The following is a 17,395-nucleotide window of genomic DNA, read 5'->3' as shown; positions in this document are numbered from 1 at the left end:
GGATATTCCGGTTTTGAAGCGAGTGGGGCTTGCGATTACGGTTCCAGAGGCCTGGCCTCCGGTCAAGGAATGGGTTCACTATGTCACCCAAAGACCGGGGGGGAGAGGGGCGGTAAGAGAGGTTTGTGATCTCATTCTGAAAGCTCATGGCAAATGGGAGGCTCTATGGCAAGAATTCTTGTCTTCTTGATAGTATTACTGTGGGGATGTGTATCCTGCACCCAAACCCCACCTCCCTCGCCAAAGACCAATAAAGTCCCTGCAGCTCCTAAACCAAAAGAAGTTCCGGAAAAGCCCCGAAATACCTTTAAAGACCTAGAGTATGTTTACTTTCGAAAAGGTAGGCCTGAGTGGAAGGTCCAAGCTAAAGAGGCTAATCGCTATCCAGATCGGATAGAGATGACTTCTCCTCAAATTTTTTCTCTCCAAAAAGAGGGACTATTTATTAAAGCCCGTCAGGGGATTTATGAAAGACAAAAAGATTTTTTTGTCTTTCGGAAGAAAGTGGTTCTAAAAACCCCTGAAAAGGGTATGCTTTTTACCGAGGTCCTTTATTATTTCCCTCGGAAGCATATCCTTACCAACCAGGCCCCGGTGGTATTGAAGGACAGGGGGCTTATTATTAAAGGAATAGGTTTTGAATATCAAGTCTCTACTGGGAAATTGAGGGTCAAACAGAGAAGTCAGGTGGAATTTCATGGTTAGATGGGGCCTGGTCTTTTTTGGTCTCTGTCTTCTTGTGGGCCACCTTTGGGCCGCTCCTATTGATATTCGTTCCGATCGTATGGAAGTTCTTGAAGATGAAAAACTTGCGGTCTTTACCGGACACGTAGAAGCTAAAAAGGGGGATCTCAAACTCTGGTCTAATAGACTTTATGTTTATTACGAGATACGCAAAGGACGACGGGAGGTCAAAAAGCTTATTGCTTTGGGGGAGGTAAGGATAGAAAAGGGGAGATGGCGGGCTCTTTCCGGCAAAGCCGTTTATTTCAAGGATGAAGATCGATTGGTGCTTGAAGATAATCCTCGGGTCTGGCATGGCAAGGACGAGGTTAGAGGGGCCATAGTGGTAATTTATTTCAAGGAGAATCGTAGCGAGGTTTTATCGTCCGGGAACGGAAGGGTAGAAGCCTATGTCTATACCGAGGACTAGACTTAGGGCCCAAAGGCTCCGTAAAAAATTTAAGAAGCGGGAAGTGGTCAAGGGAGTAGACCTTGAAATTCAGGCCGGAGAGATAGTGGGGCTTCTTGGACCTAATGGCGCGGGCAAGACCACTACTTTTTATATGATAGCCGGTTTCCTTAGGCCGGATGATGGCCAAGTCCTGTTGGAAGAACAAGATATTACTAGACTTCCGGTCTATCAGAGAGCCCGGGCGGGACTGGTTTATCTTCCCCAGGAACCTTCTATCTTTAGACGCCTTACGGTGGAGGAAAATGTTAGATTGGTCCTTGAGGAAACCGGAAAGAGTCTCAAAGAGGCTCAGGAGAAATTAGAGGAACTTCTATCTCTTCTTTCGGTAGAACACCTGCGTAAACAGAAAGGATACTCTCTTTCCGGAGGAGAGAGACGACGGGTGGAGATCATGCGGGCCCTAGCTACCGAACCACGGTTTCTCCTGCTCGACGAGCCTTTTGCTGGGATAGATCCTTTGGCCGTGGCGGATCTTAAAGTCACCCTTAAAAGGCTCAAAGAGAAGGGCTTGGGGCTTCTCATTTCAGATCACAATGTAAGAGAGACCCTTGCGGTCTGTGACCGGGCCTACATTGTAGCTGGCGGGCAAATCATCGCGAGTGGTCCTCCGGAAGAGATCGTACGGAACGAACGGGCTCGAACTCTCTATCTCGGCGAAGATTTTACCATCTGAGGAGGAAGCCGTGGCTCTGGAACTGAAGACCCAGCTCAAGCTCCGGCCGGAACTTATACTGACCCCTCAATTGAGGCAGGCCCTGAAGTTACTTCAGTTAAACCGCTTAGAACTTATGGAATATTTACGGACGGAACTGGAAAGCAATCCCCTGCTTGAGCTTGAAAACCCGGATGGAAACTTCTCCATAGAAGAGAGTTTGAAAGAAGAAAAAAATGTTGAAGAAACCGATCTGTGGGAAACTTTGGTAGAAGAAGAACCTTCTCCTTATCCTCCCTTTGCCTTTGAAGAGAAGGAGCCTATCTACTGGGAGGGTCGAGTAAGGAAAGAAGAAGGGCTATGTGAACATTTACTCTGGCAACTAGCTCTCGCAGGCTTTTCGGAAGAAGAAAAGACGGTGGCTGAATACATCATTCGGAATCTAGACGAAAGGGGCTATCTTACCATTTCTCCGGAGGAGGTATCCCGGGATCTAAATGTTTCTCTTTCTTTGGTGGAGGAGGTGAGGGAGCGCCTTAAGTTTTTTGATCCTGTGGGAATAGGTTCTCTTTCTCTTGAGGAATGTCTTCTGGCACAGCTCCACTATCTAGGATACCCAGAGGACTCTTTGCCTGCGGAGATAGTGAGAGACTATCTTAAAGAAGTGCCCAAAGGAGAAACGTATCTGGCCAAAAAATTCGGCATTTCCGAAGAAGAAATTAGCCGAGCCCTTGAGGTTATCCGCGGTCTTGAACCCTATCCCGGAAGGGCCTTTTCTACGGAAAGGACGCTTTATGTGGAACCAGATGTGATCTTCTACAAGGAAGGGAATCGCTGGCGAGCCCGCCTTTACGAAGAGGGCCTTCCACGGCTCAAACTCAACAGCTATTACAGGAATCTCCTTTCGGATCCCTTCATTCCCCGTAAGGCCAAGATGTTTATTCGAGAGAAGCTCCGTTCGGCGGAATGGCTCATGAAAAGTCTTGATCAAAGGGGAAAGACCCTTCTCAGGGTGGCTGAGGTCTTGGCGGAACTTCAGGGAGAATTCCTGGAGAAAGGGCCAGCCTATCTTAGGCCTTTAACCTTAAAGGATGTGGCCGAAAGGATCGGTGTGCATGAATCTACTGTGAGCCGGGTTACCCATAATAAATACGCCGAAACGCCTCATGGACTATATGAACTTAAATTTTTCTTTCCCTCCGGGGTGAAGGGGTCCTCTGGAGAGGTTTCCTCTCAGACCGTCAAGGAGTATCTGAAGGATTTGATAGCTTCAGAAGATCCGCGACGTCCTTACACCGATCAAGAACTTGCCAAACTGCTGGAGACTAAATATAAAGTCAAAATAGCTCGAAGGACGGTGGCCAAGTATCGAGAGGCTTTGGGGTATCCTTCAGCCCGTAGTCGCAAGAAATTCTCCTGAAGGAGGTTGATATGCAGATCAATATTACTTTTAGACACCTGGATTCTTCTGAAGGTCTTAAGGAGTACGTGCGCAAGAAGATCGGGCGCTTAGAGAAGTACTTCGAAGGTCCGGTTGAGGCCCAGGTGATCCTTAAGGCTGAAAAACTTAGGAACGAGGTTGAGGTAATCTTGAGAGGGGACGGATTGGATGTCACAGCCAAAGAAGAAACCGGAGATATGTACGAGGCTATTGACCTGGTTTCTGATATCTTGGAGAAACAGATCAAAAGATTCCGGGAAAAGAGGAAAGGCATTAACAAAAAAGGTCGGCGTAGTATAAGCATTGAAAGTTCTGGCGAGCTGGTTCAGCCTGAAATCCAAGTTGAGAGAGTTTCCCTTAAGCCTATGTCCGTGGAGGAGGCTCTAGAGCAATTTTCCAAGGTTGAGCGTCCGGTTTTTCTCTTTATCAATCCGGATGAAGGGGACAAGATCTGTGCCCTTACCAGGGAAGGAGAAAGGATTATCCTCTGTATTCCGGAGTAGGTTTCGGTGCGTATACGTCCTCTTATCGCTGAAAAATGTGTACTTGAAGAGATTAAAGTTTCCGATAAATGGCAAGTTTTGAAAGACCTTAGCCTATTTCTAGCTGAGGAAACCGGTCTTAAACCGGAGAAGATCGAAGCCGCTCTGGTAGAGAGGGAAAAGATGGGGTCCACCGCCATGGGGGAGGGGGTAGCCCTTCCCCATGCCCGTCTCCCCCTCCTTTCCAGGATATATATTGGCGCAGCCCGCATTCTAAAAGGTATAGATTTTGAGGCTCCAGATGGTCAGCCTGTTAAGATTATTTTTACGGTCCTGGCCCCGGAGAGGGAGACCTCAGCTTATCTTCGCTGTTTATCAAATTTAGCCCGTATGTTACGGGAGAAGGCCTTTCGAGAGGCCATCCTTTCGGCCCGGGATAAGAAAGAAATCCTCGAGGTTATCGTTCATTTTGATCGGGAATTTTAAAGATCTCGAAATAGTTGTTATTACCGGTCTTTCGGGCTCTGGGAAGAGCACGGCTCTCAAGGCCTTTGAGGATCTAGGATACTTTTGCGTAGACAATCTGCCGGTTTCCCTACTTTTGCCCTTGCTTGAAATCAAAGAGCGGGAAGGTCCTCAGAAGCTTGCTCTGGTGATGGATGTACGGGGGGAGGATTTTATTGAGAACTTCGAGCCCATTTTTAAGAAGGTTCGGGAAAGAGGGTATTACCTAGAAATCCTTTTTCTTACAGCCTCGCTGGAAATCCTTATCTATCGTTACAGTCAGACGCGGAGGCCTCATCCTCTAGGCAAAGACATTCCTTTAAGGGAGGCCATCCTCAAGGAGGCGGATCTCCTGGCCTCTTTAAAAGAAATGGCTACTACAGTTATAGACACTTCGAATTTCAACCTTTATCAATTGCGAAGCGAGATTCTAAGAAGATATGGTTCCCGGGAAAGATTGCGTTTGCCTACTATCCACCTCCTTTCTTTCGGGTTTAAATACGGTCTTCCTGCTGAGGCCCATTTTGTCTTTGATCTCCGATTCCTTCCCAATCCCTATTTTGTTCCCGAATTAAAAGCGCTTTCTGGCCTGGATGGTCGGATAAAGCAATATGTCTTGAGTAGCGAGGAGGCCCGTAGGTTCTTGGATGATCTTTCGGGGCTTTTAAATTTTGTCTTTCCGTATTATGAAAAAGAAGGAAGGGGGTATGTGGTGGTGGCCTTGGGATGCACCGGTGGGCGACACCGATCGGTGGCCATTACGGAGGCCCTAGCCGAAAGATTGAAGGCGGCTGGGAGGCATATCCTGGTTACTCATCGAGATCTTGAAAAAGACTCTAGTGTCTGAGGGAATTATGACCGGTATAGTGGTTATCGCTCACGGTAATTTGGCGCGGGAATTGGTTAAAGTGGCGGCTTTCATCCTTGAAGACAGCGAAGGGATTTTTCCCTTGGATATTGATCCTTCCGAGTCTCCGGAAAGGATTCGAGATCGTATCAAAGAAACCCTCTCTCGCGCCGACCGAGGACAAGGGGTCCTTATCCTCACGGATCTTTTCGGAGGCACCCCCTCTAATTTTGGGCTGATTTTTCTTGAAAAGGGAAAGGTGGAGGTGGTTTCTGGAGTAAATCTTCCCATGCTCATCAAGGCCTTTCAGCATCGAGAACTTCCTCCGGCGGAACTGGCTGCGTTGGTGACCGAAGCCGGGAAGAAGGCCATCGTGAAGTCCTCTGCTCTCCTTGAGGATTGAAGATATCAGGATACGAAGGGCTAGGTCCTCGGATCTCCCTCAAATTCTCGCCATTGAGAAGGAGTCTTTTCCCACTCCTTGGAGTAAAGAGGCCTTTCTCAAGGAATTTGAAAAGAAAAATGGCGTATTTCTGGTTATAGAAGAAGCCAGCGAGATTCTGGGTTACATATGTTTCTGGGTGATAGCCGATGAGATGCATCTGGCCAATCTTGCTGTCAGAAGGGATTATCGCCAAAAGGGATTGGGGAAGAAGCTCCTTGAAGTTGCCCTTGAGACGGCCAAGCGCTACGGAGCGAAAAGGGCTCTCCTTGAGGTTCGAGAGAGAAATCTGGCCGCCATACGGTTATACCAGAGTTTGGGTTTTAAGTTTGAGGGGCGAAGACCCCGCTATTACTCGGATACCGGAGAGGATGCCCTTCTTATGGGGCTTTCCTTGACTTGAGAGGCTTGAAAACTTACCATGTAAACTGAGAAAATCAGGCAGGGAGGGATTTTATGGGACTTCGGATCGGAATAAACGGTTTTGGCCGTATCGGCCGGACCATTTTTCGTGCGGCCTACAAATATCCAGAATTCAAAGATCTTGAGATCGTGGCCATAAATGATCTTACGGACGCCGTTACCTTAGCTCATCTTCTAAAATACGATTCTGTTTTCGGCATCTTTCCCCACGAAGTGAAAGCGGATGAGAAGGCTCTCTATGTGGACGGAAGAGAAATAAGAGTCTTTCAGGGCAAGGAACCTTCGGCTATACCCTGGCGCGAAGCGGGAGTGGAATACGTGATTGAGGCTACGGGAAGGTTTACAGACGGAGATCTTGCCAGAGACCATCTCTCTGGGGGAGCCCGCAAGGTGGTTATTACCGCGCCGGCCAAAAATGTAGATGTAACTGTGGTTATGGGGGTAAATGAATACGAATACGAGCCCGCTAAACATCACGTAGTCTCCAATGCCTCTTGTACCACTAACTGTCTAGCTCCGGTCCTCAAGGTCCTGCTCGATCGTTTTGGGGTCAAGCGGGGTTTCATGACCACCGTCCATGCCTATACCAATGACCAGAGACTCCTTGATCTTCCACACAAAGATTTGCGGCGGGCAAGAGCAGCGGCTATGAATATGATCCCTACCAAAACCGGGGCTGCGGTTGCAGTGGGACGTGTGATCCCTGAACTTCAGGGCAAGATAGACGGGATGGCGGTTCGTGTGCCCACGCCGGATGTCTCCTTGATCGATCTAGTGGTGGAGGTAGATAGAGAGACTACCGTTCCAGAGGTCAATCAGGCCTTTAAAGAGGCCGAGAGCCGCTATTTGCGGTATATCGAAGACCCCTTGGTTTCCCAAGATCTTCTGGGAGATCCTCATTCAGCCATCGTGGATGGTCTCTGCACAAAGGTCATAGAAGGCTCTATGGTTAAGGTGGTGGCCTGGTACGACAACGAATGGGGATATTCCAACCGCATCCTGGATCTTATACGTTATATGTGGGAAAGGGAGGCCTAGATTATAGGTCATGCCGGCCTTCACCTCCAAGGCCCTGCTTGCCAATCTGGCCGAGACGGCCGTTACGGAGATCAGGCTTGATGAACAGCACTTAGTTTTGGTGGAGGCGGTCTCGGGTTACCGGGGCCTTGAGAAACAGGCCGAAGAACTTCTGCGCGAGGCCTATCATCCCTATCGCAATCTGAGACTGGTTCTTTCCGACCTTCGTTCCTTTGCCCTCAAGAATTTTCGAGTGCTGGCCCCCCGTGAGAAAGGTCCTCAAGCCCTCTGGGCCATTATGGATCTCTTTTTCCTTGGCCTTGGAGACAAGAAGAGGGAACTTTGGCTTCAGGCTGGGGAGGGGATTTTCTCGGTTCTAGAAAAGGCCTTCGAGAGCTTAGAGAAAAAGGATTGGCCGCGTTATCTTCCGGTTTTCGAAGAGGTTTTCCGGGCCCTTTCCGGACTTCCAGAGGATCGGTTGCTGGTCTTTCTTGAGAGCTATCATTCCTTCAAGCGTTTGGCTGAAAGGTATTTCCTCAAGAGTCCACTCCCTCCTCCCGGATCCCTGGTGGACCTCGTGAAGAAAAGTCTTTTTCTTACCTACAAGGCCTGGCTTTCGGCCTCGGATCCTGAGAAATGGTTTGTCGAGGTCCCTGGCTATGTGGATATTATTAAGCCGGTTTCTGCAAGAACCCTGCGCTCTTATCTCAAGACCTTAAAGAGCATGAGTTCTCCTAAACTGGAAGATCTACTCAAACTTCCGGATCATCTGGAACTGATACGCAGCTTTAGGGAAGTTCCAGAAAAACTAGAGGCCCTTTCTTCTAAGAAGGGAAATCTTGAGGATCTCAAGCTCCTCTTTCTATTTAAAATGGCTGAAAACCCGGCTTTATCCCTTATCCACGAGGAAGTCCTGAGGGAGATCAACCGGGCCCTAGTGGCCGTGATAAGAAAAGAGCCCCCCGAGAATCTCGATCGTCTGATCTATAAAACTTTTGAACTTCTTAAAGAGAAGGTCAGGCTTTTCCCCTGGACTGCTCTTCAGTGTATCAAGAACCTGGGGTTTGAGATTCTGGAGAGGGAAGATCCACATTTAGCTGAGATCTTTGTGGAAGAGGTGGTCAAGTTCGGGTTCCAATATCCAGAAATCAAAGGGGTGGATCAGGAGTGGCACGTTCTCTGTAATCCGGCCCATCTTCTTAACATACGCGTCTGGCTTGAAATTTTCGAGAAGAATCCCAAGTGGTGCGTGACTCTTCTTTCAGCTCTCATCATTAATTTAAAACTGGCTGGAACTTGTATTCGGGACACCGATCTTTTCCAAAAAGACGTTACCCGGCTCCTTAACGCCGATATTGCTCCTGTTTACCATCTGGTCAAGCAATTCTGTAGGCTGCTTCCGGTTTATTTCAACGAGATCGGTGCCGAAGGGCTATTGAGGGACGTTTCAACTGAAATCGACGAAATTTATAACCGTAAGGACCCCCTTATCCATTTTCTCCGGAAACAAAGCCATGTGGAGAGTTCGAACCTCATTTTAGACTTCATCGCGGCTATTTTTGATTACTGGCGGACGCTAGATAAGCGTCCCCTTAAACCCTTTATTCCCAAAAGTCTTTGGGAAAGTCTTGATCCCAAAGCTCCCTTTACTAAGAAGGCCCATGAGGTCACCAAAGCCCTTTTTGATAGTCTGGGGATAAAGAGCCCCGATGAGCTCCTGGAGCATTCCTCCGAAGAAGTGGAGGCGATCCTTGCTAGGGTTAAGACTAGTGAGAAGGAGAGGAGGCGAGTCTTTCTACTTTACCAAATGTACAAACTCGAACATCAAAAATACAGTTTTTCCCCGGAAGACCTTCGAGAGTATCTCCTGCAGGCTAAATATTGGGGCTTTGAAGGGGTAGAGGAGCTCCTTGCGGCTCTTTCGGAGGAGGGGCTTGAAAGCCGTCTTTCGGCCCTCTTGGACTATCTGGAGTATTTGAAAAACATCATCCTTTCACCGCAGAGATATGAGCCCAGGGAAGACATTTATCTCAAGCGACATATAGCGGCCGATATTCCTTCTATGTACGGCCGCTATCACGAGAAGAAGTTCGATGCCCTGGGGCTGACTTTTCGACTGGAGGTCCTGGCCCGAAATTATTTCGAAGAATTAGTCCAGAATTTCGATCCTCGCTTTATTACCCGGGCGACCTTCTTTAAGATCCTCAGGTATTTGAAGCTTTTTCGTAAGGCTCTGGAAGTGGAGGGCATCTCTTCGAAAAAATTTGATATTTACCTCCAACTCCTCGAGGCCTCGCTTGAGATGCGACGTTTTACCTATACCCAGTATCTGGACATTTTCCGAGGTCTCCTTGAAGGGGTCAAACACATCATCAAGGCCTACTACGTGAGTCCCCATCTTGAGAATCTCTCCATCATTTTGAGACAGACCGGCCGAAAACACCTTCTTCCATTATATCGGCGAGGTACCCAAGGGCTTTCGGAGGAGGAGTTCATTCACCGAATTACGGAAAACTTTACCCGGGACCTGGTGACCTCTTCTTTTGTCCTCCAGTCCCTCGATAACTTTGTTTCCAGGGTCTATCAAATACTCCTCAAGCAGAGAGAGCGTCTTGAGCCACGAGATCTAGATCTTCTTATGAGCTATGACCCGGATCGGGCCCTTTGCTGTTTGAGAAATCCCAACCCCTTGACCCGAGATCTCATCCATCTGGGTAATAAGGCCTATAATCTTCTCCTCCTGGTGGAGGAGGGTATCCGTGTGCCTCCGGGATTTGTGATTACTACCGAGGTCTTTCGTTGCAAATCAGTGATCTACAAGTATCGAGAAACTAGGGAGGATCTTCTGGCTCGTATTGAAGAAAGCATCCGGGGGCTTGAGAAGGATACCGGGAAAAGGTTTGGTTCTCCGGAAAATCCCTTGCTTCTTTCGGTAAGGAGCGGGGCGGCTATTTCCATGCCAGGTATGATGTCCACTATCCTCAATCTGGGTTCCAATCCCGAGATTATAGAGGCCTTGGCGGAAAAGACTGGCAATCTCTGGTTTGCTTGGGACACCTACCGTCGTTTTGTACAGAGTTGGGCTATGGCTCATGGCCTTGGCCGAGAACTTTTTAACCAGCTCATGCGGGCCCACAAGAGGCTCTACAGGGTGCGTAAGAAACGGGAGTTCTCTGGAGAGGAAATGCGGGAGCTGGCTCTCCTCTACCGAAAGATGGTCGAGAGTCACGGTATAGAGATTCCAGATGATCCCTGGGAGCAACTGGCTCGATCCCTTGAACTTATCTTTGCCTCGTGGCAGGCCCGAAAAGCCCGGATTTATAGAGAAATTATGGGCATTTCCGACTTCTGGGGTACAGCCGTGATTGTTCAGGCCATGACTTTTGGAAACCTGAGCCTCAACTCCGGGACCGGAGTGGTCTTTACAGCTCCGCCATACGGAAAACTTTCCCGCATCGCACTTTGGGGAGATTATACCCCTGGCAACCAGGGGGAAGACATCGTTTCTGGACTAGTGAATACCTTTCCTATTTCCATCGAGCAGAAGAAACGAGAGAACCGGGAGGGCCCTTCCCTTGAGGAGGCCTTTCCTGAAATCTATCGGGCCCTTTTTGAGATCGCTCAATATCTAGTTTACGAAAAGAAGTGGTCTCATCAGGAGATAGAGTTTACTTTTGAAGGATTGCATAAAGAAGATTTATATATTCTTCAGGTGCGGGACATGGTTACTCAGGAGGAGCGGCCCCGTATCCGGATCTTTGAGAATGTTGCGGAGCTTGAGAGATATTTTCTGGGAAAGGGTATCGGGGTTTCCGGAGGGGCCCTTTCAGGAAGGGTGGTTTTTAGCCTTGAGGACATAGAAAGGCTTCGTCGGGAGGACCCAGAGACTCCCTTCATTCTGATACGTTACGATACCGTGCCGGATGACATCAAAGAGATCAGTCAGGCTGATGGTTTACTCACGGCCCGCGGAGGCCAGACTTCCCATGCGGCCATTGTAGCCTCAAGATTGGGCAAAACTTGTGTGGTGGGATGCGAGAATCTTATTATCGATGAAGATCAGAAGGTGGCCCGTTTTAATGGCCGTTACGTGAGACTTGGGGACTGGATAAGTATTGATGGCTTGAGGGGAAACGTATATTTAGGTAAACATCCCATAAGGGAAGTAGCCGGGCTCTATCCCGGTTAATGAAACTTTAAGGAAAGGAGGGGGAGATGAAACTAGGGATCAATGGTTTGGGACGAATTGGAAAGCTCACTTTGTGGCATCATGTGGCCCGCAAATATTTTTCCGAAATCGTGATAAATACCGGCCGTGAAATTGGTAGGTCCCTTGAGGACCTAGCTTCTTACCTTGAGAAGGATAGCACCTATGGCCGGCTTTCTAATTACCTCTATGGTTATAAAGGCGGGCGGGTAATCGAGAATCTGAACGATAAGGAAGGCACCATGACCATAGATGGGGTGCCGGTAAAGATTTTGCGCGAGAGCCGAAACCCCAAGGATATCAAGTGGAAGGAAGAGGGGGTACGTCTGGTGGTGGATACCACAGGAGTCTTTAGGAATCCCCAAGCCGAGCCTGACGATCCTAAAGGTGCGCTTAGGGGCCATCTGGCCGCCGGCGCGGAGAAGGTCATCCTTTCGGCACCTTTTAAACTCAAAGATAAGGAGAAGGGCTTTCCCGAAGACTCTGTAACCGTGGTCTATGGAATAAACGAGGAGACGTATCGGCCTGAGAAGCATCGGGTTATTTCTGCGGCTTCCTGCACTACTACCTGTTTGGCTTACATGGTAAAACCCCTTCTAGACCACTTTGGACCTGACCGTATCCTTTCGGCCTCGATGGTGACCGTGCATGCGGTTACCAATTCCCAGTCCGTGCTCGATAAACCCCCAAAGTCCGGGGCCAAAGATCTGCGGAAGACCAGAAGTATCTTCAACAATATCATCCTCACCACCACTGGGGCGGCCGATGCCCTTGGCTTGGTCATTCCGGAGATGAAGCGTGTAGGTTTCATGGCAGAAAGCGTACGGATTCCCACTACCACTGGTAGCCTTATCGTCCTGGTGGTAAACATCCAGGACGAGAGTCTTGAGAACCGTATAACCCGGGAGACCATAAACGAGATTTATCGTCAGGCTGCAGAGGGACCGTATAAGCCCTACCTAGTCTTTACCTTGGAGCAGAACGTCTCCACAGACATCATCGGTTACCCCCGGGCGGCGGCCATTATCGAGGGAGCCGAGACCCATACCCGCACGGCTTTGGCCCGGGTAGATCTATCCAAGGCCTGCAAGGGCATAACCCCTGAAGAGGTAAAGGGGCTTTCCTGTGCCCAAGTGGAAGTTCCCATCACTCAAGCGGTGGTTTACGGCTGGTATGACAATGAATTTGGTTCTTACGTGACTATGCTGGGTGATCTAACGGTTCATATTGCAGAGAAGATGTTTTAAGGAGGCCGAGAGATGGGAATAAGAGATCTTTCCCAAATAGAAGTTGCTGGAAGGCGTGTCCTTGTACGAGTGGACTATAACGTGCCCCTTTCTCAGGGGCAGGTGGTAGACGATACCCGCATAAGGGCAAGCTTGGCTACTATAAAATACCTAATGGAGAAAGGGGCACGAATCATTCTTTGTTCCCATCTTGGTAGGCCGAAAGGCCAGCGGGTTCCAGAGCTTTCCCTCAAACCGGTAGCCGTAAAGCTATCAGAACTACTTGGAAAATCAGTACGTTTTGCGGAAGACTGTATCGGAGAGGTGGCGGAGAGGGCCGTAGAAGAACTTGCTCATGGGGAGATCTTGCTTCTTGAAAATTTGAGGTTTCACAAAGGGGAGACTAAAAACGATCCCGCATTTGCGGAGGCATTAGCTAGGCTATGCGAGGTCTATGTAAATGACGCCTTTTCGGTGAGTCACCGGGCGCACGCCTCCGTAGTAGGAATTCCGGAAAGGGTTCCGGCGGCTGCGGCCGGGTTTCAGCTAAAACGAGAGGTAGATTACCTCACCAGGGCCCTTGAGGCCCCGGAAAAGCCCTTTGTGGCCGTTGTAGGTGGAGCCAAAATCTCTGGCAAAATCGAAGTCTTACGGAACCTTATTTCCAAAGTGGACAAGCTGATCATTGGCGGGGCTATGGCCAACACTTTCCTTGCGGCCGAGGGCCTGAGTCTCGGAAAGTCGTTGGTTGAGGATTCCGAGCTAGAGACCGCAAGGGAGATCCTGCTTTCAGCGGATGAAAGAGGAGTAAAGGTTTATCTCCCTGTGGACGCGGTAGTGGCCGAGGACGAGGAGGGTAGGGGGATGCAGGAGGTTTCGGTATCGGAGGTTCTGGCAGAGGCGGCTATCTATGATATTGGGTCCGAGACCGTAAGACTCTTTTCTGGAGCCCTTTCTGAGGCCGGAACCATTGTTTGGAACGGGCCTCTTGGACTTTTTGAAAAACCTCCTTTTGCAAAGGGTACCGTCGGTATAGCTCGGGCCATAGCGGAGAGTTCGGCCTTGACTCTTGCTGGAGGCGGAGACACCCTTTCGGCTATAAGGAAAGCGGGTGTGATCCACGCTTTCTCCTACCTTTCCACGGGAGGGGGAGCCTTTTTGGAGTTCCTCGAGGGCAAGGAGCTCCCGGGTATTGCGGTATTGAAGATGAAAAGTTGAAAATTCTAGTTAATTATGCCTGTAGCTCGAAAAAAGCTGACTCCTTGGAGTAGCTCTTACTTTCAGAAACGGCGGGTTATTCTGGAATGGGATGGAGAGGAACCTTGTCTTTATTTTACGGAGCAGACTCCGAAGGATTCTATTGAGGAGGTGAGGTTTCTTCTCCAAAGACCTTTCAAAAAACGGAAGATTAGTCTGGAGGAATTTTCGGAAAAACTTGAAAGACTGCTTTCGGAACTCAAGGAGATTAGTCTTTCCGAGGAGGGTGAAGAGGGGGAAAAAAAGGGTTCTCTCGACCTCCTTAATGTTTATTCTGAGGCTCCTGTGGTTAATCTTATAAATCGTGTGCTCATTAAGGCTTCTCGTGTAGGGGCTTCGGATATTCATTTTGATCCTGGAGAAAAGGAAGCCCTCATTAAGCTTCGTCTCGACGGAGTTCTTCACGAGTATCAACGGTTCCCTATGCGTATATATTCCCAGGTTGTTGCCCGTATAAAGGTTATGTCTAATTTGAATGTAGCCGAAAAGCTTGTTCCCCAAGATGGTCGTATGCGCATAAAGATAGGCGAGAGGGAACTCGATATTCGTGTTTCTGTGCTCCCCACTATTTTCGGAGAAAGGGTTGTCTTGAGATTACTTGATAAAAGTAATCGACTTTTAATGCTTGAGGAACTAGGGCTTTCTGAGGAAGACTATCACAAAATAGTGCGACTGGCCAAAAAACCGTATGGTCTTATTCTAGCTACTGGTCCCACGGGTGCGGGAAAGTCCACCACTCTCTATGCCATGTTGCTTCTCGTGCGCGAGCTTTATCCGCACAAGAACATCATTACTATCGAGGACCCGGTGGAGTACCAGGTGAGTGGCCTGGGACAGGTACAGGTCAATCCCAAAGTGGGTCTTACCTTCGCCGCGGGTCTGCGTTCCATTTTGCGCCAGGATCCAGATGTTATTTTGGTGGGAGAGATCCGTGATAACGAGACCGCTGAGATTTCAATTCACGCCGCCCTCACCGGACATCTGGTTCTCTCAACTCTTCACACCAACGATGCCCCCACAGCCATAACACGCTTGGTGGACATGGGGATCGAGCCTTACCTCATAGCTTCTTCTTTTGAGGGAGTCATTGCTCAGCGCCTGGTCCGAAGGATATGTCCCCACTGTCGTGAACCCTACCGTCCCTCACTGGAAGAATTGAAGGCTCTGGGTCTTCCGGAGAATTTTGATGGCGAACTTTACCGGGGTAGGGGATGTGATGAATGTTTGGGAACGGGCTATAAAGGTCGAATTGGGATTTTTGAAGTGTTGGAGTTGGATGAAAAATTAAAAAATTTAATTCTAACCACCCCAAATGCCAATGAAATTCGTAATGAGGCTCTAAAGGGGAAGTTCAAAATCTTGCGGCAGGATGCTCTAGAGAAGGTCCTTGCCGGTCTTACTACTTCCTCGGAGCTACTGGCACTCACGGACAAAGAATGAAATCCTATCGGTCCCATCTTCTTTTGAAGGAACTTTCTGTGCTCCTGAAAAGCGGTCTTCCTTTACCTAAAGTTTTAGAACTCCTCTCACGCCAGAAAGCGGAGGCCTCTCAGAAGATTCTTGAAGTAAAGAAAAGTATAGAGGATGGCGAGGATCTGGTACGGGCTTTTAGCAAGAGTAAACTCTTCCCGGAATTTGTCTGCGAAATGTTGATCGCGGCTCAAACCGGAGAAAGCCTTGAGAAAATATTCTCCAAGGCTTCGGATCTCCTTGCCCGTATTGAGGAATTTCGGGCACGGGTTACGGGAGCCCTTATTTATCCTGCTTTAGTAATAGGGTTCAGTTTTTTATCAGTGATAGTGGTTCTGGAATTCATCGTTCCAAAGTTGAGAAAGATCCTTCTTAGTTTCGGAAGGGATTTGCCTTTTCTTACCAAAGTCCTCCTCTGGGGAGCTAAATTCCTGTGGTGGTTTCTCTTGCTGGGGATTCCGATTTTCCTAGTCTTCGGGGCGTGGTGGATTAAGAAAAAAGGCTGGTATGAGATTCATCGGATCATCTTGAAAATACCAGTGGTGGGGACTATTTGGCTTTACTTCGATCTTTCGAGGTGGAGTTACACCACCGCGCTGCTTCTTGAGTCCGGAGTAGTCCTTCCCAGAGCCGTGGCTACGGGAGGTAATAGTTGCCAGAATCTTTATGTGAAGGAATCTCTGGAAGAGATAATTAAGTTCCTGGAGGAGGGCCAATCCCTGAGTAGACATCTCCGGAGGTACGGGTTCGTCCCAGAATTTCTCTCAGAACTGGTTGCTATCGGGGAGGAAACCGGAACTTTGCCAGAAATGTTACACAACGCCTCCGACATTATGATAAAGGAAGCGGACTATCTCATTGAACGGACTCTAAAGTGGCTTGAACCTCTAACTATTCTTTTTATAGGTATAGTAGTTGCTTATATAGTAATTTCAGTTATTTTGCCTATTATGGAAATCTCTTCCTCCGTGAAATTATGAATCCAGGGTTCAAAGGATATTTTTTACTGATTTTCGTTTTTGCAATTTTTCTTTTGAGTTGTACTCCGAGACCTTCGATATATGCCCCCGAGAAGACTTTTGAAATTTATTATGTTCAGTTTGGTTCCCGGATCTTTATTGAGGAGATACGTGGGGAGCCCTTCCGCTTTGAGGGTGCGAAAGAGATTGAGAGGGTGTCCGGGGGATGGTTGGTTAAGCCGGAGGGAAAGTGCGTGAAGGTGCTTTGGGGAGGAAAGTCAAGGCGTCTCTGCGTGAGGTCGGTTCCTCCGGTTTATCCCCACCTTAAAATCCTTCGTATGGATTCCTACGCTCTGGATCTCAAAGTCCTGAGTCTTTTTCCCAAACTTGGCCTTTTTATCTGGGAAAAGGGGGGAAAACCCGATTTTCTGAATCCTCGTCCGATCTCTCCGGGAATTCATTCTTTACGCGGACTTTCTTTAGGGAAGACTTATCTCATTTCGGCGGCCGTAATTTTGGGCCCGGATATCTACGGTCCCTTTTCCCCACCTCTTGAGGTCGAGGTAAATGATGAAGAGCCTCCTTTACCCCCCTCGGGGGGAGGGTATTTTTTGAAGGGAGATACGCTGGTTCTGGTATGGGATCCCAGTCCCTCAAGGGATGTAGTGGGTTATATAGTGGAAAGGGAGGGGGAGTTTTTTAAGGTTAAGAAAAATGTGTTTCGGGATCGGGATGGGTTTAAAAAAAGAATAGTCCTTTATAATATAAAAGCCCTAGATGGGGCAGGGCACGAGAGTATGCCTTTACGCCTTAAAGTAGTCTTTCCCGAGGAGGAGAAGGATGAAAAGGAAAGGAAGTGATTCCGGTTTTACGCTTATTGAACTTCTGGTGGTGATCATCATTCTGGGGCTCCTTGCCGGAATTGTTATTCCTAGAGTGGTGGGTAGAGTGGATCAGGCCCGGATGGAAAGCACCCGTATCCAGCTCAAGGCCCTCAAAGGGGCCCTTGAGCAGTTTCGCATGGATAACGGCTTCTATCCCACTACGGAACAGGGGCTTCGCGCCCTGGTAGAAAAGCCGGAGGTCCCCCCCATCCCCAAGCGCTGGCATCAGTATCTCGACGAGCTTCCCCGGGATGGCTGGGGGAACGAGTTTGTTTACCTTTCACCGGGCCAAAGCGGTCGTCCCTACGAGCTTTTCTCCCTGGGGCCGGATGGAATAGAAGGCACGGAGGACGATATCTCGGTCTGGAATCTGGCTAGCGGGGAGTAAA

At 48.8% G+C, this 17,395-nt stretch carries 17 protein-coding genes and 1 pseudogene; all 18 read left to right on the top strand.

Annotated features, from left to right (window positions below):
- Positions 1-190 (top strand): annotated as a pseudogene (locus tag TDIS_RS11195) (phenylphosphate carboxylase subunit delta); the annotation flags it as partial.
- A complete protein-coding gene (lptC, locus tag TDIS_RS10065; protein WP_161939519.1) occupies positions 166-705 on the top strand; it encodes an LPS export ABC transporter periplasmic protein LptC in 540 nt (179 codons plus the stop codon). The pseudogene TDIS_RS11195 and the gene lptC, both read left to right, overlap by 25 nt.
- Positions 698-1,153, top strand: a complete 456-nt coding sequence (locus TDIS_RS10060; RefSeq protein ID WP_068671761.1) for an LptA/OstA family protein — start codon at positions 698-700, stop codon at positions 1,151-1,153. The genes lptC and TDIS_RS10060 overlap by 8 nt, the downstream gene beginning before the upstream one ends.
- The gene (gene lptB / locus TDIS_RS10055; RefSeq protein ID WP_068671760.1) at positions 1,134-1,868 is read left to right on the top strand and encodes an LPS export ABC transporter ATP-binding protein; all 735 of its coding nucleotides are present in this window, start codon (positions 1,134-1,136) and stop codon (positions 1,866-1,868) included. The genes TDIS_RS10060 and lptB overlap by 20 nt, the downstream gene beginning before the upstream one ends.
- Before the next feature lie 10 nt (positions 1,869-1,878).
- Positions 1,879-3,267: an RNA polymerase factor sigma-54 gene (rpoN, locus tag TDIS_RS10050; RefSeq protein ID WP_068671759.1), complete on the top strand. Its 1,389-nt coding sequence runs from the start codon at positions 1,879-1,881 to the stop codon at positions 3,265-3,267.
- 11 nt (positions 3,268-3,278) lie between these two features.
- Positions 3,279-3,791, top strand: a complete 513-nt coding sequence (gene hpf / locus TDIS_RS10045; protein ID WP_068671758.1) for a ribosome hibernation-promoting factor, HPF/YfiA family — start codon at positions 3,279-3,281, stop codon at positions 3,789-3,791.
- A gap of 6 nt (positions 3,792-3,797) precedes the next feature.
- The gene (locus TDIS_RS10040) at positions 3,798-4,256 is read left to right on the top strand and encodes a PTS sugar transporter subunit IIA (RefSeq protein WP_068671757.1); all 459 of its coding nucleotides are present in this window, start codon (positions 3,798-3,800) and stop codon (positions 4,254-4,256) included.
- Positions 4,240-5,121 (top strand): RNase adapter RapZ, encoded by an 882-nt coding sequence (rapZ, locus tag TDIS_RS10035; protein ID WP_161939518.1) that lies wholly within the window; start codon positions 4,240-4,242, stop codon positions 5,119-5,121. Before TDIS_RS10040 ends, rapZ begins: the two co-directional genes overlap by 17 nt.
- Positions 5,114-5,524, top strand: a complete 411-nt coding sequence (locus TDIS_RS10030) for a PTS sugar transporter subunit IIA (protein ID WP_084271073.1) — start codon at positions 5,114-5,116, stop codon at positions 5,522-5,524. The genes rapZ and TDIS_RS10030 overlap by 8 nt, the downstream gene beginning before the upstream one ends.
- Positions 5,514-5,966 (top strand): ribosomal protein S18-alanine N-acetyltransferase, encoded by a 453-nt coding sequence (gene rimI, locus TDIS_RS10025; RefSeq protein WP_068671756.1) that lies wholly within the window; start codon positions 5,514-5,516, stop codon positions 5,964-5,966. Before TDIS_RS10030 ends, rimI begins: the two co-directional genes overlap by 11 nt.
- Positions 5,967-6,019: 53 nt before the next feature.
- Positions 6,020-7,024, top strand: a complete 1,005-nt coding sequence (gene gap / locus TDIS_RS10020; RefSeq protein ID WP_068671755.1) for a type I glyceraldehyde-3-phosphate dehydrogenase — start codon at positions 6,020-6,022, stop codon at positions 7,022-7,024.
- A gap of 10 nt (positions 7,025-7,034) precedes the next feature.
- Positions 7,035-11,192, top strand: coding sequence for a PEP/pyruvate-binding domain-containing protein (locus TDIS_RS10015; RefSeq protein WP_068671754.1), 4,158 nt, complete (start codon positions 7,035-7,037; stop codon positions 11,190-11,192).
- 26 nt (positions 11,193-11,218) lie between these two features.
- Positions 11,219-12,457, top strand: coding sequence for a type I glyceraldehyde-3-phosphate dehydrogenase (locus tag TDIS_RS10010; protein ID WP_068671753.1), 1,239 nt, complete (start codon positions 11,219-11,221; stop codon positions 12,455-12,457).
- 12 nt (positions 12,458-12,469) lie between these two features.
- Positions 12,470-13,654, top strand: coding sequence for a phosphoglycerate kinase (locus TDIS_RS10005; protein ID WP_068671752.1), 1,185 nt, complete (start codon positions 12,470-12,472; stop codon positions 13,652-13,654).
- Positions 13,655-13,669: 15 nt separating this feature from the next.
- Positions 13,670-15,133: a GspE/PulE family protein gene (locus tag TDIS_RS10000; RefSeq protein ID WP_068671751.1), complete on the top strand. Its 1,464-nt coding sequence runs from the start codon at positions 13,670-13,672 to the stop codon at positions 15,131-15,133.
- Positions 15,130-16,143 (top strand): type II secretion system F family protein, encoded by a 1,014-nt coding sequence (locus TDIS_RS09995; RefSeq protein ID WP_068671750.1) that lies wholly within the window; start codon positions 15,130-15,132, stop codon positions 16,141-16,143. The genes TDIS_RS10000 and TDIS_RS09995 overlap by 4 nt, the downstream gene beginning before the upstream one ends.
- A gap of 233 nt (positions 16,144-16,376) precedes the next feature.
- Complete coding sequence (locus tag TDIS_RS09990; RefSeq protein WP_153303831.1) at positions 16,377-16,982, top strand: hypothetical protein; 606 nt, start codon at positions 16,377-16,379, stop codon at positions 16,980-16,982.
- A complete protein-coding gene (gene gspG, locus TDIS_RS09985) occupies positions 16,963-17,394 on the top strand; it encodes a type II secretion system major pseudopilin GspG (protein WP_068671748.1) in 432 nt (143 codons plus the stop codon). The genes TDIS_RS09990 and gspG overlap by 20 nt, the downstream gene beginning before the upstream one ends.
- The last annotated feature ends 1 nt before the right edge of the window (position 17,395 follow it).

The sequence above is a fragment of the Thermosulfurimonas dismutans genome, from assembly GCF_001652585.1.
GTDB classification, from domain to species: Bacteria; Desulfobacterota; Thermodesulfobacteria; order Thermodesulfobacteriales; family Thermodesulfobacteriaceae; genus Thermosulfurimonas; species Thermosulfurimonas dismutans.
Note: the sequence above shows the minus strand (reverse complement) of the source record. Positions and strands in the feature narration are given on the sequence as shown.

Bases quoted from the DNA above. Each gene is read 5' to 3' on its own strand.
- TDIS_RS10010 (WP_068671753.1), top strand. From the start codon at position 11,219: ATGAAACTAGGGATCAATGGTTTGGGACGAATTGGAAAGCTCACTTTG.
- lptC (WP_161939519.1), top strand. From the start codon at position 166: ATGGCAAGAATTCTTGTCTTCTTGATAGTATTACTGTGGGGATGTGTA.
- gap (WP_068671755.1), top strand. From the start codon at position 6,020: ATGGGACTTCGGATCGGAATAAACGGTTTTGGCCGTATCGGCCGGACC.
- TDIS_RS10015 (WP_068671754.1), top strand. From the start codon at position 7,035: ATGCCGGCCTTCACCTCCAAGGCCCTGCTTGCCAATCTGGCCGAGACG.
- TDIS_RS10000 (WP_068671751.1), top strand. From the start codon at position 13,670: ATGCCTGTAGCTCGAAAAAAGCTGACTCCTTGGAGTAGCTCTTACTTT.
- hpf (WP_068671758.1), top strand. From the start codon at position 3,279: ATGCAGATCAATATTACTTTTAGACACCTGGATTCTTCTGAAGGTCTT.
- lptB (WP_068671760.1), top strand. From the start codon at position 1,134: ATGTCTATACCGAGGACTAGACTTAGGGCCCAAAGGCTCCGTAAAAAA.
- TDIS_RS10005 (WP_068671752.1), top strand. From the start codon at position 12,470: ATGGGAATAAGAGATCTTTCCCAAATAGAAGTTGCTGGAAGGCGTGTC.
- TDIS_RS09995 (WP_068671750.1), top strand. From the start codon at position 15,130: ATGAAATCCTATCGGTCCCATCTTCTTTTGAAGGAACTTTCTGTGCTC.
- TDIS_RS10060 (WP_068671761.1), top strand. From the start codon at position 698: ATGGTTAGATGGGGCCTGGTCTTTTTTGGTCTCTGTCTTCTTGTGGGC.
- gspG (WP_068671748.1), top strand. From the start codon at position 16,963: ATGAAAAGGAAAGGAAGTGATTCCGGTTTTACGCTTATTGAACTTCTG.